This is a genomic window from Mycobacterium sp., assembly GCF_046330795.1.
Lineage (GTDB): Bacteria > Actinomycetota > Actinomycetes > Mycobacteriales > Mycobacteriaceae > Mycobacterium.
The window spans coordinates 411,528-438,268 of record NZ_JAXLSA010000002.1; the positions used below are offsets into that span (position 1 = coordinate 411,528).

At 69.0% G+C, this 26,741-nt stretch carries 23 protein-coding genes and 1 pseudogene; 17 read left to right on the top strand and 7 right to left on the bottom strand.

Annotated features, from left to right (window positions below):
• Nucleotides 1-56: 56 nt before the first annotated feature.
• Nucleotides 57-635, top strand: a complete 579-nt coding sequence (locus U0R18_RS09190) for an HhH-GPD-type base excision DNA repair protein (RefSeq protein WP_526367876.1) — start codon at nucleotides 57-59, stop codon at nucleotides 633-635.
• 73 nt (nucleotides 636-708) lie between these two features.
• Here the strand turns inward: U0R18_RS09190 and U0R18_RS09195 are convergent, their stop codons facing one another.
• Together U0R18_RS09195 and U0R18_RS09200 are read right to left on the bottom strand one after the other, a co-directional pair.
• The gene (locus tag U0R18_RS09195) at nucleotides 709-1,698 is read right to left on the bottom strand and encodes an Rv1157c family protein (protein ID WP_526367877.1); all 990 of its coding nucleotides are present in this window, start codon (nucleotides 1,696-1,698) and stop codon (nucleotides 709-711) included.
• 30 nt (nucleotides 1,699-1,728) lie between these two features.
• Complete coding sequence (locus U0R18_RS09200) at nucleotides 1,729-2,274, bottom strand: hypothetical protein (protein ID WP_526367878.1); 546 nt, start codon at nucleotides 2,272-2,274, stop codon at nucleotides 1,729-1,731.
• 233 nt (nucleotides 2,275-2,507) lie between these two features.
• Between U0R18_RS09200 and U0R18_RS09205 the strand changes: the two genes are divergently transcribed.
• Nucleotides 2,508-3,701 (top strand): mannosyltransferase, encoded by a 1,194-nt coding sequence (locus tag U0R18_RS09205; protein ID WP_526367879.1) that lies wholly within the window; start codon nucleotides 2,508-2,510, stop codon nucleotides 3,699-3,701.
• On the opposite strand, the gene U0R18_RS09210 is transcribed toward U0R18_RS09205, so the two are convergent.
• Entirely contained in the window at nucleotides 3,655-3,948 is a 294-nt protein-coding gene (locus U0R18_RS09210; protein WP_526367880.1) for a 4a-hydroxytetrahydrobiopterin dehydratase, read from the bottom strand. The genes U0R18_RS09205 and U0R18_RS09210 overlap by 47 nt on opposite strands.
• A gap of 25 nt (nucleotides 3,949-3,973) precedes the next feature.
• On the opposite strand from U0R18_RS09210, the gene U0R18_RS09215 reads away from it, so the two are divergent.
• The 7 genes and pseudogenes from U0R18_RS09215 to narI form a co-directional block, all read left to right on the top strand.
• Entirely contained in the window at nucleotides 3,974-4,366 is a 393-nt protein-coding gene (locus U0R18_RS09215) for a (deoxy)nucleoside triphosphate pyrophosphohydrolase (RefSeq protein ID WP_526367881.1), read from the top strand.
• Entirely contained in the window at nucleotides 4,366-5,415 is a 1,050-nt protein-coding gene (locus tag U0R18_RS09220) for a hypothetical protein (RefSeq protein ID WP_526367882.1), read from the top strand. The genes U0R18_RS09215 and U0R18_RS09220 overlap by 1 nt, the downstream gene beginning before the upstream one ends.
• A 103-nt stretch (nucleotides 5,416-5,518) precedes the next feature.
• On the top strand, nucleotides 5,519-6,739 hold the full coding sequence (locus tag U0R18_RS09225) for a nitrate/nitrite transporter (RefSeq protein ID WP_526367883.1): 1,221 nt from the start codon (nucleotides 5,519-5,521) through the stop codon (nucleotides 6,737-6,739).
• A complete protein-coding gene (locus tag U0R18_RS09230) occupies nucleotides 6,736-10,416 on the top strand; it encodes a nitrate reductase subunit alpha (protein WP_526367884.1) in 3,681 nt (1,226 codons plus the stop codon). Before U0R18_RS09225 ends, U0R18_RS09230 begins: the two co-directional genes overlap by 4 nt.
• Nucleotides 10,416-12,065, top strand: coding sequence for a nitrate reductase subunit beta (gene narH, locus U0R18_RS09235; RefSeq protein ID WP_526367885.1), 1,650 nt, complete (start codon nucleotides 10,416-10,418; stop codon nucleotides 12,063-12,065). The genes U0R18_RS09230 and narH overlap by 1 nt, the downstream gene beginning before the upstream one ends.
• The gene (narJ, locus tag U0R18_RS09240; RefSeq protein WP_526367886.1) at nucleotides 12,062-12,718 is read left to right on the top strand and encodes a nitrate reductase molybdenum cofactor assembly chaperone; all 657 of its coding nucleotides are present in this window, start codon (nucleotides 12,062-12,064) and stop codon (nucleotides 12,716-12,718) included. Before narH ends, narJ begins: the two co-directional genes overlap by 4 nt.
• Nucleotides 12,676-13,443 (top strand): annotated as a pseudogene (gene narI / locus U0R18_RS09245) (respiratory nitrate reductase subunit gamma); the annotation flags it as partial. The gene narJ and the pseudogene narI, both read left to right, overlap by 43 nt.
• Before the next feature lie 85 nt (nucleotides 13,444-13,528).
• On the opposite strand, the gene U0R18_RS09250 reads toward narI, so the two are convergent.
• Nucleotides 13,529-14,812, bottom strand: a complete 1,284-nt coding sequence (locus U0R18_RS09250; RefSeq protein WP_526367887.1) for a cytochrome P450 — start codon at nucleotides 14,810-14,812, stop codon at nucleotides 13,529-13,531.
• A gap of 103 nt (nucleotides 14,813-14,915) precedes the next feature.
• Between U0R18_RS09250 and U0R18_RS09255 the strand changes: the two genes are divergently transcribed.
• Entirely contained in the window at nucleotides 14,916-15,929 is a 1,014-nt protein-coding gene (locus U0R18_RS09255) for a helix-turn-helix domain-containing protein (protein ID WP_526367888.1), read from the top strand.
• Here U0R18_RS09255 and U0R18_RS09260 read toward each other — a convergent pair.
• Nucleotides 15,919-16,185, bottom strand: a complete 267-nt coding sequence (locus U0R18_RS09260; RefSeq protein WP_526367889.1) for a hypothetical protein — start codon at nucleotides 16,183-16,185, stop codon at nucleotides 15,919-15,921. The genes U0R18_RS09255 and U0R18_RS09260 overlap by 11 nt on opposite strands.
• Before the next feature lie 117 nt (nucleotides 16,186-16,302).
• On the opposite strand from U0R18_RS09260, the gene U0R18_RS09265 reads away from it, so the two are divergent.
• A complete protein-coding gene (locus tag U0R18_RS09265; protein ID WP_526367890.1) occupies nucleotides 16,303-16,701 on the top strand; it encodes a hypothetical protein in 399 nt (132 codons plus the stop codon).
• 72 nt (nucleotides 16,702-16,773) lie between these two features.
• On the opposite strand, the gene U0R18_RS09270 is transcribed toward U0R18_RS09265, so the two are convergent.
• The gene (locus U0R18_RS09270) at nucleotides 16,774-16,941 is read right to left on the bottom strand and encodes a hypothetical protein (protein ID WP_526367891.1); all 168 of its coding nucleotides are present in this window, start codon (nucleotides 16,939-16,941) and stop codon (nucleotides 16,774-16,776) included.
• Nucleotides 16,942-17,003: 62 nt separating this feature from the next.
• On the opposite strand from U0R18_RS09270, the gene typA reads away from it, so the two are divergent.
• The 5 genes from typA to U0R18_RS09295 all read left to right on the top strand — a co-directional run bounded on the left by typA (nucleotide 17,004) and on the right by U0R18_RS09295 (nucleotide 22,707).
• Complete coding sequence (typA, locus tag U0R18_RS09275; RefSeq protein ID WP_526367892.1) at nucleotides 17,004-18,911, top strand: translational GTPase TypA; 1,908 nt, start codon at nucleotides 17,004-17,006, stop codon at nucleotides 18,909-18,911.
• A gap of 93 nt (nucleotides 18,912-19,004) precedes the next feature.
• The gene (locus U0R18_RS09280) at nucleotides 19,005-20,852 is read left to right on the top strand and encodes an ABC transporter family substrate-binding protein (RefSeq protein ID WP_526368274.1); all 1,848 of its coding nucleotides are present in this window, start codon (nucleotides 19,005-19,007) and stop codon (nucleotides 20,850-20,852) included.
• A gap of 168 nt (nucleotides 20,853-21,020) precedes the next feature.
• Nucleotides 21,021-21,887: an N-acetyl-1-D-myo-inositol-2-amino-2-deoxy-alpha-D-glucopyranoside deacetylase gene (mshB, locus tag U0R18_RS09285; RefSeq protein ID WP_526367893.1), complete on the top strand. Its 867-nt coding sequence runs from the start codon at nucleotides 21,021-21,023 to the stop codon at nucleotides 21,885-21,887.
• Nucleotides 21,888-22,219: 332 nt separating this feature from the next.
• On the top strand, nucleotides 22,220-22,354 hold the full coding sequence (locus tag U0R18_RS09290; protein ID WP_526368316.1) for a hypothetical protein: 135 nt from the start codon (nucleotides 22,220-22,222) through the stop codon (nucleotides 22,352-22,354).
• Nucleotides 22,306-22,707: a hypothetical protein gene (locus U0R18_RS09295; protein ID WP_526367894.1), complete on the top strand. Its 402-nt coding sequence runs from the start codon at nucleotides 22,306-22,308 to the stop codon at nucleotides 22,705-22,707. The genes U0R18_RS09290 and U0R18_RS09295 overlap by 49 nt, the downstream gene beginning before the upstream one ends.
• Here U0R18_RS09295 and U0R18_RS09300 read toward each other — a convergent pair.
• Nucleotides 22,704-23,957 (bottom strand): hypothetical protein, encoded by a 1,254-nt coding sequence (locus U0R18_RS09300; protein WP_526367895.1) that lies wholly within the window; start codon nucleotides 23,955-23,957, stop codon nucleotides 22,704-22,706. The genes U0R18_RS09295 and U0R18_RS09300 overlap by 4 nt on opposite strands.
• A 256-nt stretch (nucleotides 23,958-24,213) precedes the next feature.
• Between U0R18_RS09300 and U0R18_RS09305 the strand changes: the two genes are divergently transcribed.
• On the top strand, nucleotides 24,214-26,739 hold the full coding sequence (locus tag U0R18_RS09305; protein ID WP_526368275.1) for a bifunctional FO biosynthesis protein CofGH: 2,526 nt from the start codon (nucleotides 24,214-24,216) through the stop codon (nucleotides 26,737-26,739).
• The last annotated feature ends 2 nt before the right edge of the window (nucleotides 26,740-26,741 follow it).

Genomic DNA, 26,741 nt, shown 5'->3' on the forward strand with positions numbered 1-26,741 from the left:
AAACTGCGAGTCGTGGCCGCCATTACGTCGGTTTCGGCGCGCCTACACTGAGGCGCATGCCGAAGTTGCAGCTCGTCCAGGATCCCGAAGCCGACGCCCTGCTGGCGTCCAGCCCGCTGGCGCTGCTCATGGGCATGCTGCTCGATCAGCAGATCCCCATGGAGGTCGCCTTCGCCGGTCCCAAGAAGCTGGCGGATCGCCTGGGGACACTGGATGCGGAGACCATCGCCGATTACGACACCGAGAAGTTCGCCGCCTTGTGCGCGGAAACCCCTGCGGTGCACCGCTTTCCGGGTTCGATGGCAAAACGCCTCCAGGACCTGGCCCGCGTCCTGGTCGACGACTACCACGGCGACGCGGCGGCCATCTGGCAACAGGGCAACCCGGACGGCCGGGAGATCCTGATCCGGCTGAAGCGGCTGCCGGGGTTCGGTGAGCAGAAGGCCCGGATCTTCCTGGCGCTGTTGGGCAAGCAGTACGGCCTGAAGGCACCCGGCTGGCGCGAGGCCGCCGGTGACTATGGCAAGGCCGGCACGCATATGTCGGTCGCCGATGTGCGCGACAAGGCATCGCTCGACGAGGTCCGCAGTTACAAGAAACAGATGAAAGCGGCCGCGAAGGCCGCCAAGGGCTGACCCGCTCGAGGGCGGGATAACCAAAGAGCCACCCGGTCATCGAGACCCGGGTGGCTCTGTCGTCGGTGCGTGGTTACGGAACCACCGTGGACCCGATGGTCGGCATGAACTGGCACTGCTTGTCCACGGTGGTGACCTGGCCGAAGATCGTCGACATCACGCTGCCCGAACCCGTGTCGACGATCGCGGTCAGCGTCGTCGGACCCGCGGCGTTGATATCGGCCTGCGGCTTCAGCGTCGACGTGCCCGACTTGCCGGTGCTCAGGTTGACCCAGGTGACGTTCAGCGGGAGCTTCTGCTCGGCCGCCGGCGCCGACGTGCCGACGGCGGTGAACACGTAGGCGGTCTGCCCGGCCGCCGGTCCCGGGGCCGGGATCTTGGCCGGTCCGGCGACCGAGATCGCCGTGGCGATGGACGCGCCGCCGTCGGGCAGGCAGCCGTTGCCGATCGACGGGTACATGAAGTCCTGCGTGATCGGCGCGTCGGGAATGGGTCCCGGTGCGGGTACCGCCGCCGGCGCGGCAACGGGCACCTCGGGTGCCGGCGCCGGGGCGGGAACGGCCTCGGGAGCGGGCGCCGGGACAGAGGCGGCCTGAGGTGCGACCGGCGCGGCGCCCTCGGGGGCAGGTGCCGGTGCTGCCAGGGGAGCGGCGTCGGGGGCCGGGCCGACGGCATGGGCCGGGTCGACACCGGGCGCCAGATGGGCCTCGGCGCCCGGGACCACGCCGTCGGGCACCACGTGGGCCACCGGATCGGCGACGAACTGACTGACCGCAGACGCCAGATTGCGTGAATCCGCCGGTGCCGCAGCGTTTCCGGCGAACGCCTGCGCAGCGGCCATCAACATCGAGGCGGCATTCGACGGATCCGAGGCGGCCTGCTGGATCGCCGGGCTCAGACTCTGGATTGCCGACAGCCCCGGTGCCTGCAGGGCGTCGATCGGCATGGGCAGCGGTGCCGCGGGATCAGCTCCCGCGACACCGCCGGCCAAGACGGCCAGCGAAGAGAATGCCGAGCCGATCGCGACGGTGGTGGTCACCAGCAGGGACCGGATGCGTGTCATCGGTTCGTCCAATCAGTCGTCGTGGAGGGATCAGGGCAGCGCGGAGGTCGGGAAGAGCGCCCCGAGGCCACCGATGGGAGACGTGGCCGCCGCGGCGGGCGCGAGTGCCGTCTGCGGCACGGCCGGTGCCCCGGACATCGCCGCGGCGACATCACCGGGGATGTTGAGGAACTGGCTCAACTGCGACGCGCCGGGAACGGCGGGCGCGGCGACCTGCTGGGCCGGCAGGAAGGTGTTCCCGGTGGGCGCGATGCCCGCGGACGCGGCGGGCAGGGCCGGCATGCCGGCGGGCAGGGCCGGGGAGGTGATGCCCGGAATGCCGTTGAGGGTGGCGGTGGCCAGCGGCGACGTCGCGGCCGGGACTGCGGCGGTCTGGGCGGCCGGCGCACCGGTGAGAACCGACGACGCGGCCTGCAGCACCTGCGGCAGCTTGCCCGGGTCCATCAGGCCCTGGATCATGCTGAGGCCGGGTACGGCAGGCATCGGCACGGGCAGCGGGGCCGGGTCGGCCTTGGCAATCCCGCCCGTCAGCAGAGCTGCTGATGAGCCCACCAGAATGGCGGAGCCGGTTAACACTGTCTTGATTCGCGACATGACGTTCCAATCACTTGATGGGCGGTATGCACCCGAAGTTAGTTTGTTACTGGTGGGACTCAAGTGACACGTGTGGCATTTATAGAAGCGTTACTGACCCGAGTGGAGACGGTGATCCAACCGCCCCTCGATCTGTGCCGCGGCGGCTGCGACCAAAAGCCGAGTGGCATTCGCCGTGGCTGCTGAACAGATCGGGGTGGAGCTACAGTCGGTCGATGAGCAAGCTGGCGCCGGCCGTGCTGGTCGTCAGCGTCGTCGCGCGACTGGCCTGGACCTATCTGGTGCCCAACGGCGCGAACTTCGTCGACCTGCACGTCTACCTCGGCGGCGCCGATGCGCTCAACCGGCCCGGCACGCTCTACGACTACGTCTACGCCGACCAGACCCCCGACTTTCCGCTGCCCTTCACCTATCCGCCGTTCGCGGCGGTGGCGTTCTATCCACTGACGTTCCTGCCGTTCTGGGTCGTCGCCCTGGGTTGGCAGCTGGGCATCATGGCGGCGCTCTACGGCGTGGTGCGACTCAGTCAGCGGCTGCTGGGCGTGATCGGCGGCATCCGCACCGCGATGCTGTGGACGGCGGTGGCCATCTGGCTCGAGCCGCTGCGCAGCACGTTCGACTACGGCCAGATCAACGTCGTGCTGGTGTTGCTGATTCTGCTTGCGGTGCACACCAATCGGTGGTGGCTCTCCGGGTTGCTGGTGGGGCTCGCGGCCGGGGTCAAGCTGACGCCGGCCGTCGCCGGGCTGTACTTCCTGGGGGTGCGGCGCTGGGCGGCGGCGGCCTTCTCCGTCGTCGTGTTCGCCGCGACCGTCGCAGTGTCCTGGCTGGTGGTCAGGGACCAGGCCACCTACTACTTCACCGAACTCCTCGGTGACGCGCGCCGGGTGGGCCCCATCGGGACATCGTTCAATCAGTCGTGGCGGGGCGGGATCTCACGGATCGTCGGGCACGACGCCGGCTACGGCGCACCCGTCCTGGCTGCCCTGGCGGTCACGGCGGTGCTGGCCTGGCTGGCCTGGCGGGCAGTCGCCAGCGATTCCGACCGGCAGGACCGGCTGGGCCTGCTGCTGGTGGTGCAGCTTTTCGGCCTCCTGCTCTCGCCGATCTCCTGGACCCATCACTGGGTGTGGTTGCTGCCCTTGATGATCTGGCTGCTGCACGGCCCCTACCGCTACCTGTTCGAGGCGCGGCTGCTCGGCTGGGGCTGGCTGGTGTTGACGCTCGTCGGGGTGCCGTGGCTGCTCAGCTTCGCCCAGCCGACCATCTGGCAGATCGGCCGGCCCTGGTACCTGGCGTGGACGGGCCTGGTCTACATCGTGGCGACCATGCTCACGCTGGCCTGGGTCGCCGCCGTGCGGCTCAGGTTCCCGGGTGGCCGACGATCCTGTCGATATCTCCTGCCATAGCGACGTCCTTGTCGGTGATGCCGCCCTCGGAATGCGTCACCAGCGCGAAGGTGATTGTCCGCCAACGGATATCGATATCCGCGTGGTGATCGGCGGCCTCGGCGTGCTCGGCGACCCGGCGCACGGCATCGATGCCGTCGAGGAACGTCGGGAACTTCACCGAGCGCCGCAGCGCACCGTCGGCACGCTGCCACCCGTCCAGCGTCGCCGCTGCGGCATCCACCTGCTCATCGCTCAATACGGCCATGCCCGACCGTATACCCTCTCAGCCCATGACGAACCAGATCGTCGTCGCCGGCGCATTGATCGTCGACGGCGCGCTGTTGGTCGCTCAGCGCGGCCACCCGCCGGAACTGGCCGGCCGGTGGGAATTACCCGGCGGCAAGGCCGCACCGGGGGAGAGCGACGCCGACGCGCTGGTCCGTGAACTGCGCGAGGAACTCGGCGTCGACGTGGCCGTCGGCGAACGTCTGGGGGTCGACGTCACCCTGGCCCCCGGGATGGTCCTGCGGGCCTACCGCGTCGCCCTGGTCGCCGGCACCGTCCATCCGCATGACCACCGGGAATTGCGCTGGGTGGGTGCCGACGACCTCGACGGGCTGACCTGGGTGCCCGCCGACACCGCCTGGCTGCCGGATCTGACCGCGGCAATGGCGACCGCCTGATGGGCGTCCTGCGGTTCCTCTGGGCCGGCGTGCTGGCGTTCGATCGGGTCGGGCGCCGGATACCGCAACTCATCCAAATCTGGCTCTGCGAGCTGCTTTTCGTCATGCCGCTGGCGTTCTTCATCGGCAAGGTCATCGATATCCGGGGCGCATTCGGGGTACCCGGCACCGGCGGCCGGATCCCCGGGGTGTTCTGGGGTGCGCTGGTGGTGGCGGGGGTGGCCGGGTTCTTCTTCGTACGCGGACTGCTGCGGCCACGCGTGGTCGAGGGATCCTGGGCCCCGGTGTTCAGGCTCCCGATCGGTGACGTCGACGTCATGGTCGCCAACAACCGTGCCCGGGTCAGCTACGACTACCTCACCAGCCATCCGTCCTACGCGCTCCTGCTCCTGCTCACCGCCCCCATCCCCGCGACGATGGTGTTGGCCACCCGCCACCAGGGCGACAGCACGTTCTACTTCCGGGCCGCCGGCATCGCCGGGCTGGTGATCATCGCGCTGATGGCGGTGGCGCGGGTGCTGGCCTGGTACGTCTTCCGGTTCGGGCGCGCCCACCTGGCGTCGGTGTCACCCCGGGTGGCGTGGGAGATCGCCTGGAAGCCGGTGCTGATGTTGGTGGTCGTGTGTTATGCGATCCCGGGCATCCCGATCGCGGTCATGTTCTTCGACGAACACCGCGCGATCGCGCGGCTGCCGGTGCTGACCGCCGCCGCCCCCAGCGGGTCCTACTTCCGGGTGGTCGGCACGATCGTCGGTGACCCGGTGTACTGGGCACCCGGCGGCACCGGTCGGGGCGGTAATAACTACGCCGGCGCGGGAGTCCTGCTGGACCTGGACGGGGGTGGTCAGGCGGTGCTGCTGGCCGAGTCGATGGCCGTCGCCGATTTCCGCGCCGTGCTCGAGGACGTCCATGATGGCCGGATTCGCACCCAGGGCAAGGTGATTGACGCCATTACCGACGATCAGCGCACCTACTACGGCTTCGACCTCGCCGATTTCGGGGATCCGACGGCACGTGGTCGGGTGCTGATGCTGCTCGGGCAGCCGTAACCCGGGGCTCGGTCGCGGGCCAGAGCATTGGCGTTCCCCGCAGTTCGGTGTGTTTTCGGCCAAAGTACGCCGTCCGGTCCTCCTCGGGTGCTTTGCTGAACAGGTGACCACAACAGCCCCGTCGTCCACCTACGCCGGGCAGGGTCTGAACCTTGCTCTGGCGACCTGGGTTTCGACGATCAACTTCTGGGCCTGGAACCTCATCGGGCCGATGTCAACCACCTATGCCGAGCGATTGTCGCTCAGTAGCACCCAGGCCTCGGTCCTGGTGGCCACCCCGATCCTGGTGGGCTCCTTGGGCCGATTGGTCAGCGGGCCGCTGACCGACCGATTCGGCGGACGGGTGATGCTGATCGCCGTCACCCTCGCGTCGATCGTGCCCGTCCTCGCGGTGGGGATCGCCGGTACCATGGGCTCCTATCCGCTGCTGATCCTGTTCGGCTTCTTCCTGGGAGTGGCCGGCACGATCTTCGCGGTCGGTATCCCGTTCTCCAACAATTGGTACGAGCCGGCCCGGCGCGGCTTCGCGACGGGAGTGTTCGGCGCGGGCATGGTGGGCACCGCCCTGTCGGCCTTCTTCACGCCGCGGTTCGTCCGGTGGTTCGGGCTGATGACGACGCACATCATCATCGCCGTCGCCCTCGCCGCCACGGCCGCGGTCGCGTTGCTGGTGCTGCGCGACTCGCCGGCCTTCCACGCGAACACCGACCCGGTGGTGCCGAAGTTGTTGGCCGCCGCGAAGTTGCGTGTCACCTGGGAGATGTCGTTCCTCTACGCCGTGGTCTTCGGCGGTTTCGTGGCGTTCAGCAATTACCTGCCCACCTACATCAAGACCATCTACGGCTTCTCCGCGGTGGACGCCGGTGCGCGAACCGCCGCATTCGCCCTGGCCGCGGTGATCGCGCGACCGATCGGCGGGATGCTGTCCGATCGGATACCGCCCAAGATCGTGGTACTGACCTCGCTGGCGGGCACCGCCACGATGGCCGCCGTCGCGATTCTGCAACCACCCGCGGACCTCTGGTCGGCGGTCACCTTCACCCTGCTGGCCGTATTCCTCGGCGTTGGCACCGGCGGCGTGTTCGCCTGGGTGGCGCGCCGGGCACCCGCGAAACGGGTCGGCTCGGTCACCGGGATCGTGGCCGCCGCCGGCGGTTTGGGCGGGTACTTCCCCCCGCTGGTGATGGGCGCCACCTACGACTCGGCGGGCCAGGACTACACCGTCGGCCTGTCGCTGCTGGTGGCCACCGCGCTGATCGCGCTGGTGTTCACCGCGGTGCGCCTGCACACGCATGAGCCCGAGCCCAAGGACGTCACCCCGTGACCCCTCGCATCGGCGGTCCGGTCGAGCAGCTGCTCGAACGCAGCGGCCGGTTCTTCACGCCCGGTGAGATTTCCGACGATCTGCGGACCGTCACGCGGCAGGGCGGCCGGGAGGGCGACACCTTCTACCGTGACCGGTGGAGCCACGACAAGGTGGTGCGGTCGACGCACGGGGTCAATTGCACCGGCTCGTGTTCGTGGAAGGTGTACGTCAAGGACGGCATCATCACCTGGGAGACCCAGGAGACCGACTACCCGTCCGTGGGCCCGGACCGTCCGGAGTATGAGCCGCGCGGGTGCCCCCGGGGTGCGGCGTTCTCCTGGTACACCTACTCGCCCACCCGGGTGCGCTATCCCTACGCGCGCGGGGTGCTGGTAGAGATGTACCGGGAAGCCGTTGCGCGCCTGGGTGATCCGGTGGCGGCGTGGGCGGAGATCCAGTCCGACCCGCAGCGCCGGCGCCGCTATCAGCAGGCCCGCGGCAAAGGTGGTCTGGTTCGGGTCAGCTGGGCCGAGGCCACCGAGATGATCGCCGCCGCCCACGTGCACACCATCAAGGAGTACGGCCCCGACCGGGTGGCCGGTTTCTCGCCGATCCCGGCGATGTCGATGGTCTCGCATGCCGCCGGGTCCCGCTTCGTGGAACTGATCGGCGGGGTGATGACGTCGTTCTACGACTGGTACGCCGACCTGCCGGTGGCCTCGCCCCAGGTATTCGGCGATCAGACCGACGTGCCCGAATCCGGCGACTGGTGGGACGCCGCGTACCTGCTGATGTGGGGCTCCAACGTCCCGGTGACCCGGACCCCGGACGCACACTGGATGGCCGAGGTGCGGTATCGCGGCACCAAGGTGGTCACGGTCAGCCCGGACTACGCCGACAACACCAAGTTCGCGGACGAGTGGATGCCGTGCGCTGCGGGCACCGATGCCGCGCTGGCCATGGCGATGGGCCACGTGATCCTGTCCGAATGTTTTGTCGAGAAGCGGGTTCCGTTCTTCGTCGACTACGCCCGCACCTACACCGACCTCCCGTTCCTGGTGAAGCTGGAAGCGCGCGACGGTGCGCTGGTGCCGGCGAAGAACCTGACCGCCGCCGATCTGGGCGGCGTCGCCGCAGAGCAGGAGAACGCCGCCTTCAAACCGGTACTGCTGGACGGCGGCACGGATTCCGTTGTGGTTCCGCATGGTTCGCTCGGGTTCCGCTACGGCGATGACGGGGTGGGCAAGTGGAACCTCGATCTCGGCGACATCACCCCGACGCTCACCGTGGCGCGGGACGGTGCCGAGACCGCGGAGGTGACCCTGCCCCGCTTCGACACCCTGGACGGACACGGCGAGACCATGCGCCGCGGGGTACCGGTCCGCCGGGTCGGCGAGCACCTGGTGTGCACGGTGTTCGATCTGATGCTGGCGCAGTATGGGGTGGCCAGGGCCGGTCTGCCCGGCGACTGGCCCACCGGCTACGACGATCCTTCGACGCCGTACACCCCTGCCTGGCAGGAGGCGATCACCGGGGTCTCGGCCGCCCAGGCCATCCGGATCGCCCGCGAATTCGCCCGCAGCGCAGAGGAATCCGGCGGACGGTCGGTGATCATCATGGGCGCCGGTATCTGTCAGTGGTTCCACGGGGACGCCACCTACCGCGCCGTGCTGGCGCTGCTGCTGCTGACCGGTTCGATGGGGCGCAACGGCGGGGGCTGGGCCCACTACGTCGGGCAGGAGAAGTGCCGGCCGGTGACCGGGTGGGCGACCATGGCGATGGCGACGGACTGGTCACGCCCGCCGCGCCAGATGGCCGGCACGTCGTACTGGTACGCCCATACCGATCAGTGGCGTTACGACGGCTACCGGGCCGATGCGCTGGCGAGTCCGGTGGGCCGGGGCCGGTTCCGCGATCGGCACACCATGGATGTGCTGGCCTCCGCCACGGCGATGGGGTGGAGTCCGTTCTTCCCGCAGTTCGATCGCTCCAGCCTGGATCTGGCCGACGAGGCGCGAGCTCAGGGGCGCGAGATCCCCGAGTATGTGGCCGAGCAACTGGGCTCGGGTGCGCTGAAGCTCGCCGTCACCGACCCGGACAACCCGCGCAACTGGCCCCGCGTGCTCAACATCTGGCGGGCCAACCTGCTGGGCTCGTCCAGCAAGGGCAATGAATACTTCCTGCGGCATCTGCTGGGCACCAGCTCCAATCTGCAGGCAACGCCCACCCCGGAAGCGTTGCGGCCCAACGACATCATTTGGTCCGACGACATCCCGGAGGGCAAGCTCGACCTGCTGATGTCGGTGGATTTCCGGATGACCTCGACCACCCTGCTGTCCGACGTGGTGCTGCCCGCGGCCACCTGGTACGAGAAGGCGGACCTGTCGAGCACCGACATGCATCCGTACATCCACGCGTTCAGCCCCGCCATCGACCCGCCGTGGGAGACCCGGTCGGACTTCGATGCCTTCGGCGCCATCGCGGTGGCGTTCAGTCGGCTCGCCGGCCGGCACCTGGGCACGCGCACGGATGTCGTGCTCGGCACCCTGCAGCACGACACCCCGGGCGCGATGTCGTACCCCGGTGGGACCGAGCATGATTGGCGGGTCGAGGGAGAGACGCCGGTGCCCGGGAAGACCATGGGTCCGCTGGCGGTGGTGGAACGCGACTACGGGGCCATCGCCGACAAGTGGGGCACCCTGGGGCCGCTCACCGAGAAGCTCGGTCTGACCACCAAGGGCATCACCACCCATCCCGACGTCGAGGTGGGGCAACTCGCGGCGAAATTCGGCGTGCTGAATTCCGGAGTGGCCCAAGGGCGTCCGGCGATCACCACCGCCGAGCGGATGGCCGACGTCATCCTCGCCCTGTCGGGCACCTCCAACGGCCGGCTGGCGGTGGAGGGATTCCGTGAGCTGGAACGGCGGACCGGACGCGAGTTGGTCCATCTCGCCGAGGGCAGTGAGGAACGGCGGATCAGTTACGCCGACACCCAGGCCCGGCCGGTGCCGGTGATCACCAGCCCGGAGTGGTCCGGCAGCGAGACCGGTGGTCGGCGGTATGCGCCGTTCACGGTGAATATCGAGGAGCTCAAGCCTTTCCACACGTTGACCGGGCGGATGCACTTCTACGTCGATCACGACTGGCTCGAGGAGCTCGGCGAGCAGCTACCCATCTACCGTCCACCGCTGGACATGGCGCGGTTGTTCGGCGAACCCGCACTGGGCGACAATGAACTGGGTGTCACCGTGCGCTATCTGACGCCGCACTCGAAGTGGTCGATCCACTCGGAGTATCAGGACAACCTGTTCATGCTGTCGCTGTCACGGGGCGGGCCCACCATGTGGATGAGTCCCGCTGATGCCGCGAAAATCGCGGTGCGCGACAACGATTGGCTGGAGGCGGTCAATCGCAACGGGGTGGTGGTGTGCCGGGCGGTGGTGAGTCACCGGATGCCCGAGGGGGTGGTCTACGTCTACCACGCCCAGGAACGCACCATCGACGTACCGCTGACCGAGACGACCGGCCGTCGCGGCGGCATACACAATTCGCTGACCCGGTTGTTGGTCAAACCCAGCCATCTGGCCGGCGGATACGCCCAGCACGCCTACGCCTTCAACTACCTGGGTCCCACCGGCAATCAGCGCGATGAGGTGACGGTGGTCCGTCGGCGTTCGCAGGAGGTTCAGTACTGATGCGGGTGATGGCGCAGATGGCAATGGTGATGAACCTGGACAAGTGCATCGGGTGTCACACCTGTTCGGTGACCTGTAAACAGGCCTGGACCAACCGCTCCGGCACGGAGTACGTGTGGTTCAACAACGTCGAGACCCGGCCCGGGCTCGGCTACCCGCGGGCCTACCAGGATCAGGACCGCTGGCGGGGCGGCTGGATCCGGGATCGCAAGGGCCGGTTGAAGTTACGCGACGGCGGCCGGCTGGCCAAGCTGGCCCGGATCTTCTCCAATCCCAAGCTGCCGTCCATCGACGACTACTACGAGCCGTGGACCTACGACTACGAGAACCTGACGTCGGCGCCGCTGGGTGAACAGATGCCGGTGGCGCCGCCGCGCAGCCTGATCAGCGGCAAGCCCATGAAGGTCTCCTGGTCGGCCAACTGGGACGACGACCTGGGCGGCTCCCCGGAGATCGTCCCGCAGGACCCGGTGCTCGAGAAGGTCGGCGAGCAGGTGCGGCTGGAACTCGAAGAGACGTTCATGTTCTACCTGCCGCGGATCTGCGAACACTGCCTCAACCCGGCGTGCGTGGCGTCGTGCCCGTCCGGTGCGATGTACAAGCGCAGCGAGGACGGCATCGTCCTCGTCGATCAGGACCGCTGCCGGGGCTGGCGGATGTGCGTCTCCGGATGTCCTTACAAGAAGGTCTATTTCAACCACAAGACGGGCAAGGCCGAGAAGTGCACGCTGTGTTACCCGCGCATCGAGGTCGGGTTGCCGACGGTGTGTTCGGAGACCTGCGTGGGGCGGTTGCGGTACCTCGGTCTGGTGCTCTATGACGTGGACCGGGTGCTGGAAGCGGCCTCGGTGCCCGACGAGCACGACCTCTACGAGGCGCAGCGTCAGATCCTGCTGGACCCCAACGACCCGGAGGTGATCGCGGGCGCGCGTGCGGAGGGCATCTCGGATGAGTGGATCGCGGCGGCGCAACGGTCACCGGTGTACGCGCTCATCAACGAATTTCGCGTGGCGCTGCCGCTGCACCCGGAATTCCGCACCGTCCCGATGGTCTGGTACATCCCACCGCTGTCCCCGGTGGTGGATGCGGTCAGCCGGGACGGACACGATGGCGAGGATCTGGGCAATCTGTTCGGCGCACTGGACGCCCTGCGCATCCCGATCGAATACCTGGCCGGCCTGTTCACCGCGGGCAATGTCGAGGCGGTGGAGGCCGTGCTGCACCGGCTGGCGGCCATGCGCTCCTATATGCGTGATGTGAACCTGGGCCGGGAGACCCAGCCGCACATCCCGGCGGCGGTCGGGATGACCGAGGAACAGATCTACGACATGTACCGGCTGCTGGCGATCGCGAAATACGAAGAGCGCTATGTGATCCCCAGCGCGTATGCCCCCAGCGCCGGATCCGTCGAGGAACCCGGTTGCTCGCTGTCCTTCGACGGCGGCCCGGGGATGTACGAATCCGGGCCGTTCGGCGAGGCCAGTGGAATGCCGATACCGGTGGCGGTGGAGACCTTCCACGCGCTGCAGCACCGGCAGACCGGTGAGGAGATGGCGGCCAACGCGGCGCGGCCGTCGCGGGTGAACCTGCTCAATTGGGACGGCCGCGGAACACCGCCCGGAATGTTCCCGACCGGAGCCGATCGATGAGACTCCGCACCCGCACCCGGTCGACCGTTCTGCAGGACCGCATGGTGTGGCAGGCGGCCTCACTGTTGCTCGGCTATCCCGACGCCGGGCAGGGTGCGCGGTTGGCGACGGCCGCCGAACTGCTGGACAACATGAGCGGTCCGGCCCGGGAGGCGTTGGCGCGCAACCTTGCCGCGCTGCGTGAAGTCGACGATCGCAGCGCCGCCGAGCAGTACGTGGCCACCTTCGACCTGAGCCGGCGCACCACCATGTACCTGACGTACTGGACTGCCGGCGATACCCGCAATCGCGGTGCACAGATGCACGCGTTCGTCAGCGCCTACCGGGCCGGCGGCGTACTGCCGCCGAAAGACGAAGCGCCCGACCATCTCCCGGTGGTGCTCGAATTCGCTGCCACGGTGGATCCCGAAGCCGGGCGGCGACTGCTCATCGAGCACCGGGTGCCCGTCGACCTGCTCCACCGCGGGCTGGTCGAACGCGGCTCGCCCTACGCCGACGCCATTGGTGCCGTGTGTACGACGCTGCCGGCTCCTACCGATCAGGAGGTGCAGCGGGCCCGCCGGCTGGCCGAGGACGGTCCGCCCGCCGAAGCCGTTGGCCTGCAGCCATTCACGCTGACGGTGCCGCCGCGACGAACCGAAGGGGTCGGCTGATGGGTCCGGTCTTCTGGGATGTGATCCCCTACGTGACACTGGCCGTCGTCGCCGTCGGCACCTGGTGGCGCTACCGCTACGACAAGTTCGGCTGGACCACCCGGTCCTCGCAGCTCTACGAGTCGCGGCTGTTGCGGATCGCCAGCCCGATGTTCCATTTCGGCATCCTGGTGGTGATCGTCGGCCATGTCATCGGGCTGGTGATCCCGGAGTCCTGGACGCATGCACTCGGGCTCAGCGAGCACGCCTACCACCTGCAGGCGGTCGTCCTCGGCAGCATCGCCGGGCTGTCCACTCTGATCGGCATCGGACTGCTGATCTACCGACGCCGCACCACCGGCCCGGTGTTCCTGGCCACCACCGTCAACGACAAGGTGATGTACGTGGTCCTGGTGGCTGCCATCGTGGCCGGATTGTGTGCCACCGCACTGGGTTCGGGGATCACCGGCGAGGCCTACAACTACCGGGAGACCATCTCGGTATGGTTCCGCTCGATCTGGGTGTTGCAGCCGCGCGGGGACCTGATGGCCGGCGCGCCGATCTACTACCAGGTGCATGTGATGATCGGGCTGACGTTGTTCTGCCTGTGGCCGTTCACCCGATTGGTCCACGCCTTCAGCGCGCCCATCGGGTATCTCTTCCGGCCCTACATCGTCTACCGCAGCCGGGAGGCCGCCCGTCCCGGCGAGCTCATCGGTTCGCAGCCGCACCGCCGCGGTTGGTGAACCAGCCTTCTCGTGCCGACCGCTCACCCAGGTTTCGCGCCGCCGGAAGGTACGTGGTCGAGCACTCGGCGAGTGGGGAGCGCGGTCAGGCGGCCGCGCGCATCGGCAGGCCCGTCGGTCCCGACAACGACGGTGTGGTCGTCCAGCGCACTGGGCCGGCCACCTCGAGTCGCGAGAACCGGTCGAACAGCGCGTTGAGGGCCACCTTGACTTCCAGGCGGGCCAGATGGGCACCCATGCAGAAATGGGCTCCGTGACCGAAGCCGCAGTGGCCCAAAGCCTTTCGGTCGATATCGAAGTCAGCGGGGTTGTTGAACCGGGCCGGATCGCGGTTGGCACCCGCATAGAACAGGACCACCCGCGACTTCGCCGGGATGACGGTGTCCCCGACGGCGTACGGTGCCAGCGCAGTACGGGCCACCCACTGCACCGGCGAACCCCAGCGCAGACCCTCCTCGACGGCTCGGGGGATGAGCGTCCGGTCGTCCCGCAGGCGGGTGTACAGATCAGGGTCGGCGGCCAGCGCGATCAAGATGCTGCCGAGCAGGTTGGTGGTGGTCTCGTTGCCGGCGACCAGCAGCAGCATCGCCGCCGACAGTGCTTCGACCGGCGACATCAGGCGCTCGGTGCGGGCGCGTCGTAGGAGCGCCAGGATGTCGTCGGATTCGTCGGTGCGCGTGCGCATTTCGCCGTCGATCAGGTTGCGCAGGGCCAGGATGTTGGGCAGGGCGCGGCCGGTCACCAGGGTGAGGTCGGCGGGAGTGCGAACCCCGAACAGTGTGGTGACGTCGTTGGACCACTCGCGGAAGTCCTGCCACCGTGACCGGTCCACGCCCAGCAGCACCGCGATCGCCGAAACCGGCAGCGGCACGGTCAGCGCCTGCACCATGTCGACGACGTCACCGGCCGCCAGGGCGTCGAGGCCGGGCGTGACGAACTCGCCCAGCCGCTCCTCGAGCCGCCGGATGGCTGCCGGTGTGAATGCCGGTGCGATGGCGCGGCGTAGCCGATCGTGGTCCGGGTTGTCGGTGGTCACCACGGTCTGCATGGGTGCCGCGCGCATCAGGATGCCCGATGCCGACGACAACTCGTCGTGCGCGCCGGCGGCCGCGGTGACGTCGTTGTAGCGGGCCAGCATCCAGATGTTCAGCTTCTCGTTGACATGCACCCGCTCTTCGCGCAGTCGGGCCAGATGCGGATGCGGATCGGCGATGACCCCGGGCAGGGTCGGATCGAAGCTCGTGCGCGGCACGGAGTCCGGCACCCGTCGCACCGGTGGCCGCCGGAGTTCCTCGTAGGCGCCACCGGCGATCATCCGGGTCAGGCTGCGCGCGGTGGCGGGGACGTTGGCCACGGCGGTAGGGAGCATGACGTCCACGATGCCAACGCAGACTCCCGCTGCACATGACCGGAACGGACAATCAGATGTTCGTTTCGGCCACCGCTCTGTTCGGAAGTGTCAGGATCGTCGGGTGACGCCGACGACGCGGAGCCCCGCCGGGGTGCGGTATGCGCTGGCGGTCGGTCGCGACGAGGGTCTGACCGCTGCGCAGTTGCTGGCCGGCACCGGGCTGACCGAGGCCCAGGTGGTGCTCGCCGACCACGCGATCGACCAGGATGCCGAGTTCATCCTGACCGCCAATCTGCTTCGCGCCGTTGGTGATCCGGTGTCCTGTGGAATCGCGGTCGGCTCCCGGGTGACCGCCGGGGATCTGGGGATCTGGGGGTACGCGTTGATCTCCAGTGCCACCGGCGCCGAGGCGCTGGCGGTTGCGGTGGACTACGTCAGCCTGGCGCCGACGGCCTTCGTTCCCGAGTTCGGGCCCGACGCCGAGCGTGCCGGTGAGAGCACTGCCGTGGTGTTGCGCGACGCCCACCTGCCGGTCGATCTGCGCGACTTCTACGCGGCCCGCGACATCACCGCCCTGCCCCTGCTGCTCCGGATGGCGGGGCTCGGCGATCCGGCGTTGACGGTCCACACCCGGTTCGAGGGGGCACCGGGCCAGCGGTTGGCGGCCGCGGTGCAGCCGATCGCGGTGCGGACCGGCGCGGCCCAGCACCGCATCTCCTTCGCGCGCGAGAGCCTGACGGCCAAGCTGCCGACCGCCGACCCGGTGACCAGGATGGCGTGCGCCCGCGAATGTGAGCGGTTGGTGCAGATCCGTGAGCCGACCCTGACCGCAACCGTGCGGTCCCGGTTCGCCCAGACCCCCGACGCGATGCCCGCCATCGACGACCTCGCCATCGAACTGCACATGAGCACCCGCACCCTGCGCCGCCAGCTCGCCGCGGAGGGCACGTCGTACCGGGAATTGCGCAACGATGTCGGCAAGGCGCTGGCGATCGAACTGCTCGAGGTGGTGGGGCTCTCGGTCACGGAGGTGGCGCGCCGGCTGGGTTACAGCGACGCCGCCGCGTTCTCGCATGCGTTCCGACGCTGGACGGGCCGCCCGGCGGGCGATGTCCGTCGGGGTATCAGTACCTGAGCGGGTCCGCGAGTACGCGCACCCGGTGATCGGGATGGCGCGCCGCGTAGAACGGATGCGTCAGCGCCGGGTGGCGGCAGTGCGGACACGACACCGGCGGGTCGTTGACCGACGACCCGGTCAGATGGTGGCACGTGCGGCAATGCACGACGTGGAATGCCCCGATCCAGTTCAACAGGCCGAGGAAGATGGCGCCGGTTGCGATGGCGCCCACCATCACCGCGATGACAACAACCAGAACCTCATAGACGGTCATTGGCGAGACCTCCAGACGCCCGAGAACACGTGACCGTTGTCACCCACGGTACGCGCGGATCGACCGCATGGCTGCGGAGTTCCGAGCGGCCGGGGCCGGGTGAGCGAAGATGGGTCCATGTCGGATTTCGAACCGCCCGCCAAGAAGCGCTCGCGCCGCCGCGTCCTGATGATCGTGGCGCTGACAGCCATGGCGGTCGTTGCCGTCGCGGTGGGCATCGGAGTGTGGGCATTCACGTCGAGGATCAGCGGCACTCACATGAATTGCTCGGACACCAGCGACGGATACTTCCGGCACGCCGAGAAGGGTGAGTTCGGCGGTTCCTGTGATTTCGCACACGCCGTGCAGCGCGCGGTGAACGAGAAAATCGGCAGTGCGCCACCCGGCAGCGCCAGTGGGCGGATCGTCGTTACCGTGCTCAATCCCGACGTCGGCAGCACGGTCGAGGTGACCTGCATGCTGACGTCCAGCGGTGGTGTGTGCAACGACGGGAACTCCACCGTCCGACTGTCGTGACCGTCGTCCCCGCGAACGTGCAGTCATATGCATTTTGAGCGGGCCAAACACATATTGCTGCAGGTTGACGGGTCAGGCCTTCCGGGCGCGCTTGTAGACCTTCTCGAGTTCCTTGCCGCGCAGCCCCAGCGTCTGCGCCTTGTGCAGTTTGCTCAGCACCAACGGGCAGCGCTTGCAGCGCGGCTTGGACCGGCAGCATTTCTTCTTCGGTTTGAGGCCGGCGACCTTTTCGGGCTTCACGGCTGAGCTTTCTGGTTCGGTCGTTTTCGTGATCGGGCATCCGCACTGAGACAATCTCCGGCGTGGAATCTGCCCCCAACTTTAGAAACGTCGCGATCGTCGCCCACGTCGACCACGGCAAGACCACCCTTGTGGACGCAATGCTGCGCCAGTCCGGCGCGCTGCACCACCGCGGTGATGACGCCACCGAGCGAATCATGGACTCCGGTGACCTGGAGCGGGAAAAGGGCATCACGATCCTGGCCAAGAACACGGCCGTGCACCGGCACAACGCCGACGGAACCGTGACCGTCATCAACGTGATCGACACCCCGGGCCACGCCGACTTCGGCGGCGAGGTCGAGCGTGGCCTGTCGATGGTCGACGGTGTGCTGCTGCTGGTGGACGCCTCCGAGGGGCCGCTGCCGCAGACCCGGTTCGTGCTGCGCAAGGCGCTGTCCGCGCACCTGCCGGTGATCCTGGTGGTCAACAAGACCGACCGGCCCGACGCCCGGATCTCCGAGGTGGTCGAGGAGAGCCACGACCTGCTGCTCGACGTCGCCTCCGATCTCGACGAGGAGGCCCAGGCGGCCGCCGAGAAGGCGCTCGACCTGCCGACGCTGTACGCCTCCGGCCGCGCGGGCATCGCCAGCACCACCGAACCCGCCAACGGCGAGAACCCCGACGGCGAGAACCTCGACCCGCTGTTCGACGTCCTGATGGAACACATCCCGCCGCCGGCCGGCGACCCCGAGGCCCCGTTTCAGGGCCTGGTGACCAACCTCGATGCGTCGGCATTCCTGGGCCGCCTTGCGCTGATCCGGATCTACAAGGGCCGGATCACGAAGGGCCAGCAGGTCGCCTGGATGCGGGAGGTGGACGGGCATCCCGTCATCACCAACGCCAAGATCACCGAATTGCTGGTCACCGAGGGCGTCGAGAGGACTCCGACGGCCGAGGCCGTCGCCGGGGACATCGTGGCGGTGGCCGGTATCCCCGAGATCATGATCGGCGACACGCTGGCCGACGTCGACCACGCGCACGCGCTGCCCCGCATCACCGTTGACGAGCCGGCCATCTCCGTCACCATCGGCACCAACTCGTCGCCCCTGGCGGGCAAGGTGTCCGGGCACAAGCTGACCGCGCGAATGGTCAAGTCCCGCTTGGATTCTGAGCTCGTCGGCAACGTGTCGATCAAGGTGGTCGACATCAACCGGCCCGACGCGTGGGAGGTGCAGGGCCGCGGCGAGCTGGCGCTGGCCGTGCTCGTCGAGCAGATGCGCCGCGAGGGCTTCGAGCTGACCGTCGGCAAGCCGCAGGTGGTCACCCAGGTTGTCGACGGCAAGCTGCACGAGCCGTTCGAGGCGCTCACCATCGACTGCCCCGAGGAGTTTCTCGGCGCCATCACGCAGTTGATGGCCGCCCGCAAGGGCCGCATGGAGCAGATGGCCAACCACGCGGCCGGCTGGGTCCGGATGGACTTCATCGTGCCCAGCCGCGGCCTGATCGGATTCCGCACCGATTTCCTGACGCTGACCCGCGGCACCGGTATCGCGAATGCGGTCTTCGACGGTTACCGGCCGTGGGCGGGCGAGATCCGGGCCCGGCATACCGGCTCGCTGGTCAGCGATCGCAGCGGCCAGATCACGCCATTCGCGATGATCCAGCTGGCCGACCGCGGGCAGTTCTTCGTTGAGCCCGGCGAGGAGACCTACGAAGGCCAGGTTGTGGGCATCAACCCGCGCGCCGAGGACCTCGACATCAACATCACCCGGGAGAAGAAGCTGACCAACATGCGGTCGTCGACGGCCGACGTGATGGAGACGCTGGCTCGGCCACTGGAACTCGACCTGGAGAAGGCCATGGAGTTCTGCGCCGAGGACGAATGCGTCGAGGTCACCCCGGAGATCGTGCGGGTCCGCAAGGTCGAGCTGACCGCCAGCCTGCGGGCCCGGGCCAAGGCCCGCGCCAAGCAGCAGGCCAACTCCTGAGCGATTTCGGTGCAGAAACCGTCGCTCACCGACGGTCAGTGCACCGAAATCACCGGATACCCTGACACCGTGCCGTCCGCCCGCAGCCGCCTGATGACGACGTCGGCGTTGGCCAAGGCCCTGGTCACAGTGCTGGCCGTGGCCGGCTGCACGGTCGACGCGCCACCGGCGCCGCAGAGCACGGACACCACGCAGACCACGGCCGCGCCGCCGCCCCGGGCGACCCAGATCATCATGGGTATCGACAACATCGGCCCCGGCTTCAACCCGCACCTGCTGTCGGACCAGTCGCCGGTGAACGCCGCGATCAGCGCCCTGGTGCTGCCCAGCGCGTTCCGCCCGGTACCCGACCAGGCCAGCCCGACCGGCTCGCGCTGGGAGATCGACCATTCGCTGCTGGTGTCGGCGGAGGTCACCAATCAGATCCCGTTCACGGTCACCTACCGGATCAGGCCCGAGGCATCGTGGACCGACAACGCCCCGATCGTCGCGGACGACTTCTGGTACCTGTGGCGGCAGATGGTCGGCCAGCCCGGCGTGGTCGACCCGGCCGGCTATGACCTGATCACCGGTGTGCAGTCGATCGACGGCGGCAAGACCGCGGTGGTCACCTTCGCCCAGCCGTACCCGGCGTGGCGGGAGCTGTTCTCCGACATCGTGCCCGCCCACATCGTCAAGGACATCCCCGGCGGTTTCGGGGCCGGGCTGGCCCGGGCCATGCCGGTGACCGGTGGCCAGTTCCGTGTGGAGAGCATCGACCCGCAGCGGGACGAGATCCTGCTCGCCCGCAACGACCGGTTCTGGGGGCAGCCCGCCGCCCCGGATCAGATCCTGTTCCGGCGCGCCGGCACGCCATCGGCGCTGGCCGATTCGATCCGCAACGGCGACACCCAGGTCGCGCAGGTGCACGGCGGTGCCGCGGCGTTCGCCCAGCTCTCCGCGATCCCGGAAGTGCGCACCGGGCGGATCGAGACGCCCAGGGTCCTGCAGTTGACGCTGCGGGCCCAGCAGCCCGCACTGGCCGACGTCGACGTCCGCAAGGCCCTGCTGTCCCTGCTCGACGTCGATCTGCTGGCATCGGTGGCCTCCGGCAGCGACAGCACCGTCACGCTGGCGCAGGCGCAGGTGCGCGCGCCGTCGGATCCCGGCTACCGGCCGACGGCGCCGCCGGCGCTGACGAGATCGGCGGCGCTGGGACTGCTCGAAGGGGCCGGCTACACCGTCGAGGCCATCGCGCCGACGCCGGCCGCGCCGCCGGCGTCCGACGATCCCGAACCGACCCGGGGACGGATCAGCAAGGACGGTGATCAGCTGACCCTGGTGATCGGGGTGGCCGCCAACGACCCGGCCGCCGTGGCCGTCGCCAACACCGCCGCCGACCAGTTGCGCAACGTGGGGATCGCCGCGACGGTGTCGGCGCTGGACCCCGTCGTCCTCTACGGCGACGCCCTGGCCAACAACCGCGTCGACGCCATCGTGGGCTGGCACCGGGCCGGCGGCGACCTCGCGACGGCGCTGGCCTCCCGGTACGGCTGCCCGGCCCTCGAGGCCACCCCGGTCTCGACGGTGGGCGCACCGGTCCCTGCGACCTCCGGGCCGCGCCCCACCCAGCCGTCGCCGGCACCACCGCCGCCGACCACGGCGACCTCGCCGCCGCCGGCCGAGGGTGGTGCCCTGGTGCAGGCCCCGTCGAACCTGACCGGGGTGTGCGATCACAGCATCCAGATGAATATCGATGCGGCCCTTGATGGTTCGAAGAGCATCGACGACGTGATCGCCGCGGTCGAGCCGCAGTTGTGGAGCCTGGCCGCGGTGCTGCCCATCCTGCAGGACAACACGATCGTCGCCGCCGGGCCCAGTGTGCAGAACGTCGACCTGACCGGGCCCGTCCCGGTCGGCATCGTCGGCAACGCCGGAGCCTGGGTCAAGGCTGGACGTTAGATCGACTGCGCGACAACAATATCCGCGTGCCGTGCGCGGAGGCCACCGGCACCCGCGAGCAGACGCAAAGTGCCCCTTCCCGCGGCGGAAATAGGGACCTTTGCGTCTGCTCGCGGAATTCAGTCCACCGGTGCGACTGTATTCGACCGGCGTGGCTATCGTTGGCCGATGGCTCCCGAAGCGCCCCGGCTGTTGTTCGTGCACGCGCATCCCGACGACGAAACCATCAACAACGGCGCCACCATTGCCCACTATGTCGGCCGCGGCGCACAGGTGCAGGTGGTCACCTGCACCCTGGGCGAGGAGGGCGAGGTGATCGGCGGGCGCTGGGCCGGGCTGACCGCCGATCGCGCCGATCAGCTCGGCGGCTTCCGCATCGGTGAGCTCGGTGCCGCGCTGGCGGCGCTCGGCGTGGAGGCGCCCGTCTTCCTCGGCGGCCCCGGGCGCTGGCGGGACTCGGGAATGGCTGGTACCCAACCGGTTTCGCGGCAGGAGCGGTTCGCCGAGTCGGGGCAGGACGCGGTCGACGCGCTGCTCGACCTCATCGCGACGCTGCGCCCGCACGTCGTGGTCAGCTATGACCCCAACGGGGGATACGGCCACCCCGATCACGTTCGCGCGCACGAGGTCACCACGGCCGCCGTGGCAGCCTCCCGGTCGGGCGGGCCGTGGCCGGTGCCGAAGTTCTACTGGGCGGTGACCGCCAAGTCGGCCGCATCGGCGGCGGTCGCCGAACTGGATGCCGCCGACCTGCTGCCGGGCTGGCAGCCGTTGCCCGGCGACGCCCTGGGCTTCGACGACGACCGGATCACCACCCGGATCGATGCCGGCGACGGGCTGGCCGCCAAGGTCGAGGCCCTGCGGGCGCACGCCACACAGGTGACCGTCGGGCCCACCGGCCGGGCCTGTGCGCTGTCGAACGACATGGCCTTCCCGATCCTGGGTGTCGAGCACTATGTGCTGGCCGCCGGGAGGCTGGGCGAGCGTGGGCCGGACGGATTCGAATCCGATCTGCTGGCCGGTCTGGACATCTGAACGCCGACAGCGATCGGCGGGCTGCCCCCTCTGCAGCCCGCCGATGCTCCGGTTCGGTCAGTTGGTGTTCGACCGCCGGACCCCCCGGACTGTGCGGGTATGGGACTTCGACCGACGGACCGAGTTGCGGTGACGGCTCTCGCCGGCCGCGATCCGGGCGATCAGCGAGGCGGTGATCGGGCTGTGCATCTGCGGTCCTTTCGTCGGAGCTCTTCGTCGGGCTCACGGCCGAAGTTACGGCCGACGACGGCGCAGCAGAACCACCCGACGCCCACTCGCGTAGCGCCGGGGGCTGATTGGGGTAGTGACTACTCGCCTCGGGGTACGCTGCGGTGAGCAGAACACCGGAAGGGACGGTTATGGACCCGGATCTGGACCCCAACCAGCAGCACTGGCAGGACCGCCTGGACAACTTCCAGTGGGTGGTGGGTTCGCTGGTGGGACTGCTCGACAGCGTGCCGACCTGACCGACGTCCGCCGGATCGTCATTCTGGTCCTGCTCGCTCTCGACGGCATCCTCTGCGCCGTGGCGGCGACCCTCCTGTTGCCGTCCTACCTGGGTTCGGTGTGGTTCCCGATCAGTGCCGTGGTCGCGGGCGCGGTCAACGTCGTTCTGGTCTGGGCGGCCCGGCAGTGGACCGATTCGACCCGGCTGGCGGCCCTGCCGCTGATCACCTGGCTACTGACCGTCGCCGCGTTGACCGTGGGCGGACCCGGCGGTGACACGATGATGGGCGGCGCCGGGATTGCCGCCCTCGGTCCCGTCCTGCTGATGGCGTGCGGCGCACTGCCCGCGCTCTGGCTGCTGTTGCGGCGCTAGTTGCCGTCCGTGCCGCCGTCACCCGAATCGGCACTCCCGGCTCCGTTGTCGGGCGTGTCCGCTGTGGTCCCCGGGTCGGCGGTGTGCGGAGTATCGGTCCCGGGTGTAGCACTCGAGCCGCTGTCGGAGGGGTCTTCCCCGGTGGGTCCGCCGTCGTCGGTGCCGGTAGCCGTGTCCGTGTCGGTGTCAGTACCCGTGTCGGTGTCGGTGCCCGTGTCGGTTCCCGTGGACGGATCCTCGGTGCCCGGGTTGTCGATGACGGTGCCGTCGTCGTCGGGCGTGCCCGGATCCTCCGTCGGGTCCGTGCTCGGCGTGGGCGTGGGCGTCGGTGTGGTGGGCCCGGAGTTGTCGGGCGTGGGTGCGGTCGGTTCGGGCGTGGGCGTGGGAGTGGCGGTGGGATCGGGCGTGCCGTCCGTCGACCCCGCTTCGGGGTCCTCGGTCTGCGGATCGGCCGGGACGGGCTCGGTCGGATCGGGCGTGGCCGACGGCGCCTCCGGTGCGGGTGAACTCTCGGTGGACGGGGTGCTGGTCACATCACCCGACGCCGCCGCCAGGGACATCCGCAGCGCCGGGTCGGCGGTGTCGGTGGCGGCCTGCGGCGCCAGCCCGGGCAGCGGGGGCAGCGGGAACGGCAGCCAGCCGAGCGAGAACACGTAATTGATCTCGCCGGCAACGCCCGCGCCCACGCCCTTGAGCGCGGCGTCGGCGATCGCGACGGCTCCGTTCCACCAGACGCCGAGGTTCAGCGGGTCGTTCACGATCGGGTCCAGGAACTTGTAGACGAAGCTGTCCACCACCGGCAGCACGAACGCGTTGTACCAGATGTTGATCTGATCGGAGACCAGGTAGCCGAACGGCACCCAGTTGATCAGCCACGGCCCGAGATCGAGCGCGACGTAGTTCGCCCAGTACCTGGTGAACGAATAGACCGAGTCGATGACGTCGGAGGCCACGTTCTGCACTTCGATCTGACCGTCATCGTCGACGGCGGCGCTCGGCGGGGCAGTGAATCCGGTGATGGCCGGCGCGGTGGTGCTCGACGATCCGCCGGTGGGCGACGGCCCGATCGACTCGATGAAGTCGACGGCGTCGCGCATGGTCTCGGGCGTGATCTTGGTGTGCGGGTCGGCCGAACCCAGCGAGTAGGCGGTGTAACTGAACGCCGGGGCGAACGACGCCCGGGGCTGCGCGGCGGACGGTGCCAGGACGATCGCACCGGCGGTCACCCCGCACACGCCTGCGGTCAGCATCGTACGAACTGAGATGCCCACGACCCGCCTCCTGCAGCCCCGCCCCGACTAAGAGACAACGTACCGCTTGGACAGCAGTTGCACAGGATTTCCACCGGCAGGCCCGGGGATGTTCACCAGATTGCGAGCCCGGCTAAGGTAACGGCAACCAGATTTCGACGACTTCGGGACGGGTTCGGATGAATAACGTGTTCGCGGGGGTTACAGGGGAGTGGCTCTGAACCCGCAGCGACAATCCGATCTGCCCAGTCCGGTCATGCCCGCCGCGGCGCACGCTCCTTCTCCGGCCGCCATGCGGCGGGTGCTGCGCCGGGCGCGGGACGGGGTGGTCCTCAACGTCGACGAGGCGGCGCTGGCACTGACGGCCCGCGGCGACGACCTGGTGCAGCTGTGCGCCAGTGCGGCCCGGGTGCGCGACGCCGGGCTGGAGTCGGCGGGCCGGCGCGGGCCGAACGGCGGCCTGCCGATCAGCTACTCACGCAAGGTGTTCATCCCGGTGACGCACCTGTGCCGGGACACGTGTCACTACTGCACGTTCGTCACGGTGCCGGGACGGTTGCGCGCCGAGGGCCGGGGCATGTACCTCGAGCCCGACGAGATCCTCGACATCGCCCGGCGCGGCGCCGAACTGGGCTGCAAGGAAGCGCTGTTCACCCTCGGTGACCGGCCGGAGACCCGCTGGCCCGAGGCCCGTCAGTGGCTCGACGAGCGCGGCTACGAGTCGACGCTGGACTATGTGCGTGCCATGGCGATCCGGGTGCTCGAGGAGACCGGTCTGCTGCCGCACCTCAACCCCGGCGTGATGAGCTGGTCGGAGCTGTCCCGGCTCAAGCCCGTGGCGCCGTCGATGGGCATGATGCTGGAGACCACGTCGACGCGGCTGTTCGAGACGCGCGGCCAGGCGCACTACGGCAGCCCCGACAAGGATCCGCAGGTCCGGTTGCGCACGCTGACCGACGCGGGCCGGCTCTCGGTCCCCTTCACCACCGGTCTGCTGGTCGGGATCGGCGAGACGTTGGCCGAGCGGGCCGAGACCATTCACGCGATTCGCAAGTCGCACAAGGAATTCGGTCATATCCAGGAAGTCATCGTGCAGAACTTCCGGGCCAAGGATCACACCGCCATGGCGGCGGTCCCGGACGCCGGGATCGACGACTTCCTGGCCACCATCGCGGTCACCCGGCTGGTGCTCGGTCCCGCCATGCGGGTGCAGGCGCCGCCGAACCTGGTGTCGCGCGCCGAATGCCTGGCCCTCATCGGTGCGGGTGTCGACGACTGGGGTGGCGTGTCACCGCTGACCCCGGATCATGTCAACCCCGAGCGCCCCTGGCCGGCGCTCGATGACCTCGCCGATGTCACCGCCGAGGCGGGTTACGAACTGGTGCAACGGTTGACCGCGCACCCGAAGTACATCGACGCCGGTGCGGCGTGGATCGACCCGCGGGTGCGGGCCCATGTCGACGCGCTGGCCGATCCGGATACCGGCTGGGCGCGGGACGTCAACCCGGCCGGGCTGCCCTGGCAGGAACCCGACGAGGCCGCCGAGTCGCTGGGTCGCGTCGATCTGCACAGCGCGATCGACAGTGACGGGCGGTTCACCGAGACGCGTAGTGACCTCGACAGCGCGTTCGGCGACTGGGAGTCCATCCGGGAGACCGTGCACGCACTGGCCGCGCGCGCACCCGAGCGGGTCGACACCGACGTGCTGGCCGCCCTGCGCAATGCCGAACGCGACCCGGCGGGCTGCAGCGACGACGACTATCTGGCACTGGCAACCGCGGATGGGCCTGCGTTGGAAGCTGTTGCCGCGCTGGCAGATTCGTTGCGCCGCGACACCGTGGGCGACGATGTGACGTTCGTGGTGAACCGCAACATCAACTTCACCAACATCTGCTACACCGGCTGCCGGTTCTGCGCGTTCGCCCAGCGCAAGGGCGATGCCGACGCGTACTCGCTGTCCACCGACGAGGTCGCCGACCGGGCCTGGGAGGCCCACGTCGCCGGCGCCACCGAGGTCTGCATGCAGGGCGGTATCGACCCCGAACTGCCGGTCACCGGGTACGCCGATCTGGTTCGCGCGGTCAAGGCCCGGGTGCCGTCGATGCACGTGCACGCGTTCTCGCCGATGGAGATCGCCAACGGGGTCACCCGGGCCGGCACGTCCATCCGGGAGTGGCTGACCGCGCTGCGCGAAGCCGGCCTGGACACCATCCCCGGCACCGCGGCAGAGATCCTCGACGACGAGGTGCGCTGGGTGCTGACCAAGGGCAAGCTGCCGACGTCGATGTGGATCGAGGTGATCAGCACAGCGCACGAGGTGGGTCTGCGGTCGAGTTCGACCATGATGTACGGCCACGTCGACACCCCACGGCACTGGGTCGGTCATCTGAACGTGCTGCGCGAGATCCAGGACCGCACCGGCGGATTCACCGAATTCGTACCGCTGCCGTTCGTGCATCAATCCTCACCGCTGTATCTGGCGGGCGCGTCCCGGCCCGGGCCCACGCACCGCGACAACCGGGCCGTGCACGCCCTGGCCCGGATCATGCTGCACGGCAGGATCCCGCACATCCAGACCAGCTGGGTCAAGCTCGGCGTCGAGCGCACCCAGGTGATGCTGCGCGGCGGCGCGAACGACCTGGGCGGGACACTGATGGAGGAGACCATCTCGCGGATGGCCGGTTCCGAGAACGGGTCGGCCAAGACCGCCGAGGAACTGGTCGCCATCGCCGAGGGCATCGGCCGGCCGGCCCGCCAGCGCACCACCACCTACGCCGCGTAGGT

What these genes read in the sequence shown, in the direction of transcription:
- U0R18_RS09190 (WP_526367876.1), top strand. Translation starts at nt 57, where the DNA reads ATGCCGAAGTTGCAGCTCGTCCAGGATCCCGAAGCCGACGCCCTGCTG.
- U0R18_RS09195 (WP_526367877.1), bottom strand. Translation starts at nt 1,698, where the DNA reads ATGACACGCATCCGGTCCCTGCTGGTGACCACCACCGTCGCGATCGGC.
- U0R18_RS09205 (WP_526367879.1), top strand. Translation starts at nt 2,508, where the DNA reads ATGAGCAAGCTGGCGCCGGCCGTGCTGGTCGTCAGCGTCGTCGCGCGA.
- U0R18_RS09210 (WP_526367880.1), bottom strand. Translation starts at nt 3,948, where the DNA reads ATGGCCGTATTGAGCGATGAGCAGGTGGATGCCGCAGCGGCGACGCTG.
- U0R18_RS09215 (WP_526367881.1), top strand. Translation starts at nt 3,974, where the DNA reads ATGACGAACCAGATCGTCGTCGCCGGCGCATTGATCGTCGACGGCGCG.
- U0R18_RS09220 (WP_526367882.1), top strand. Translation starts at nt 4,366, where the DNA reads ATGGGCGTCCTGCGGTTCCTCTGGGCCGGCGTGCTGGCGTTCGATCGG.
- narH (WP_526367885.1), top strand. Translation starts at nt 10,416, where the DNA reads ATGCGGGTGATGGCGCAGATGGCAATGGTGATGAACCTGGACAAGTGC.
- narJ (WP_526367886.1), top strand. Translation starts at nt 12,062, where the DNA reads ATGAGACTCCGCACCCGCACCCGGTCGACCGTTCTGCAGGACCGCATG.
- U0R18_RS09250 (WP_526367887.1), bottom strand. Translation starts at nt 14,812, where the DNA reads ATGCTCCCTACCGCCGTGGCCAACGTCCCCGCCACCGCGCGCAGCCTG.
- U0R18_RS09260 (WP_526367889.1), bottom strand. Translation starts at nt 16,185, where the DNA reads ATGACCGTCTATGAGGTTCTGGTTGTTGTCATCGCGGTGATGGTGGGC.
- U0R18_RS09265 (WP_526367890.1), top strand. Translation starts at nt 16,303, where the DNA reads ATGTCGGATTTCGAACCGCCCGCCAAGAAGCGCTCGCGCCGCCGCGTC.
- U0R18_RS09280 (WP_526368274.1), top strand. Translation starts at nt 19,005, where the DNA reads ATGACGACGTCGGCGTTGGCCAAGGCCCTGGTCACAGTGCTGGCCGTG.
- mshB (WP_526367893.1), top strand. Translation starts at nt 21,021, where the DNA reads ATGGCTCCCGAAGCGCCCCGGCTGTTGTTCGTGCACGCGCATCCCGAC.
- U0R18_RS09300 (WP_526367895.1), bottom strand. Translation starts at nt 23,957, where the DNA reads ATGCTGACCGCAGGCGTGTGCGGGGTGACCGCCGGTGCGATCGTCCTG.
- U0R18_RS09305 (WP_526368275.1), top strand. Translation starts at nt 24,214, where the DNA reads ATGCCCGCCGCGGCGCACGCTCCTTCTCCGGCCGCCATGCGGCGGGTG.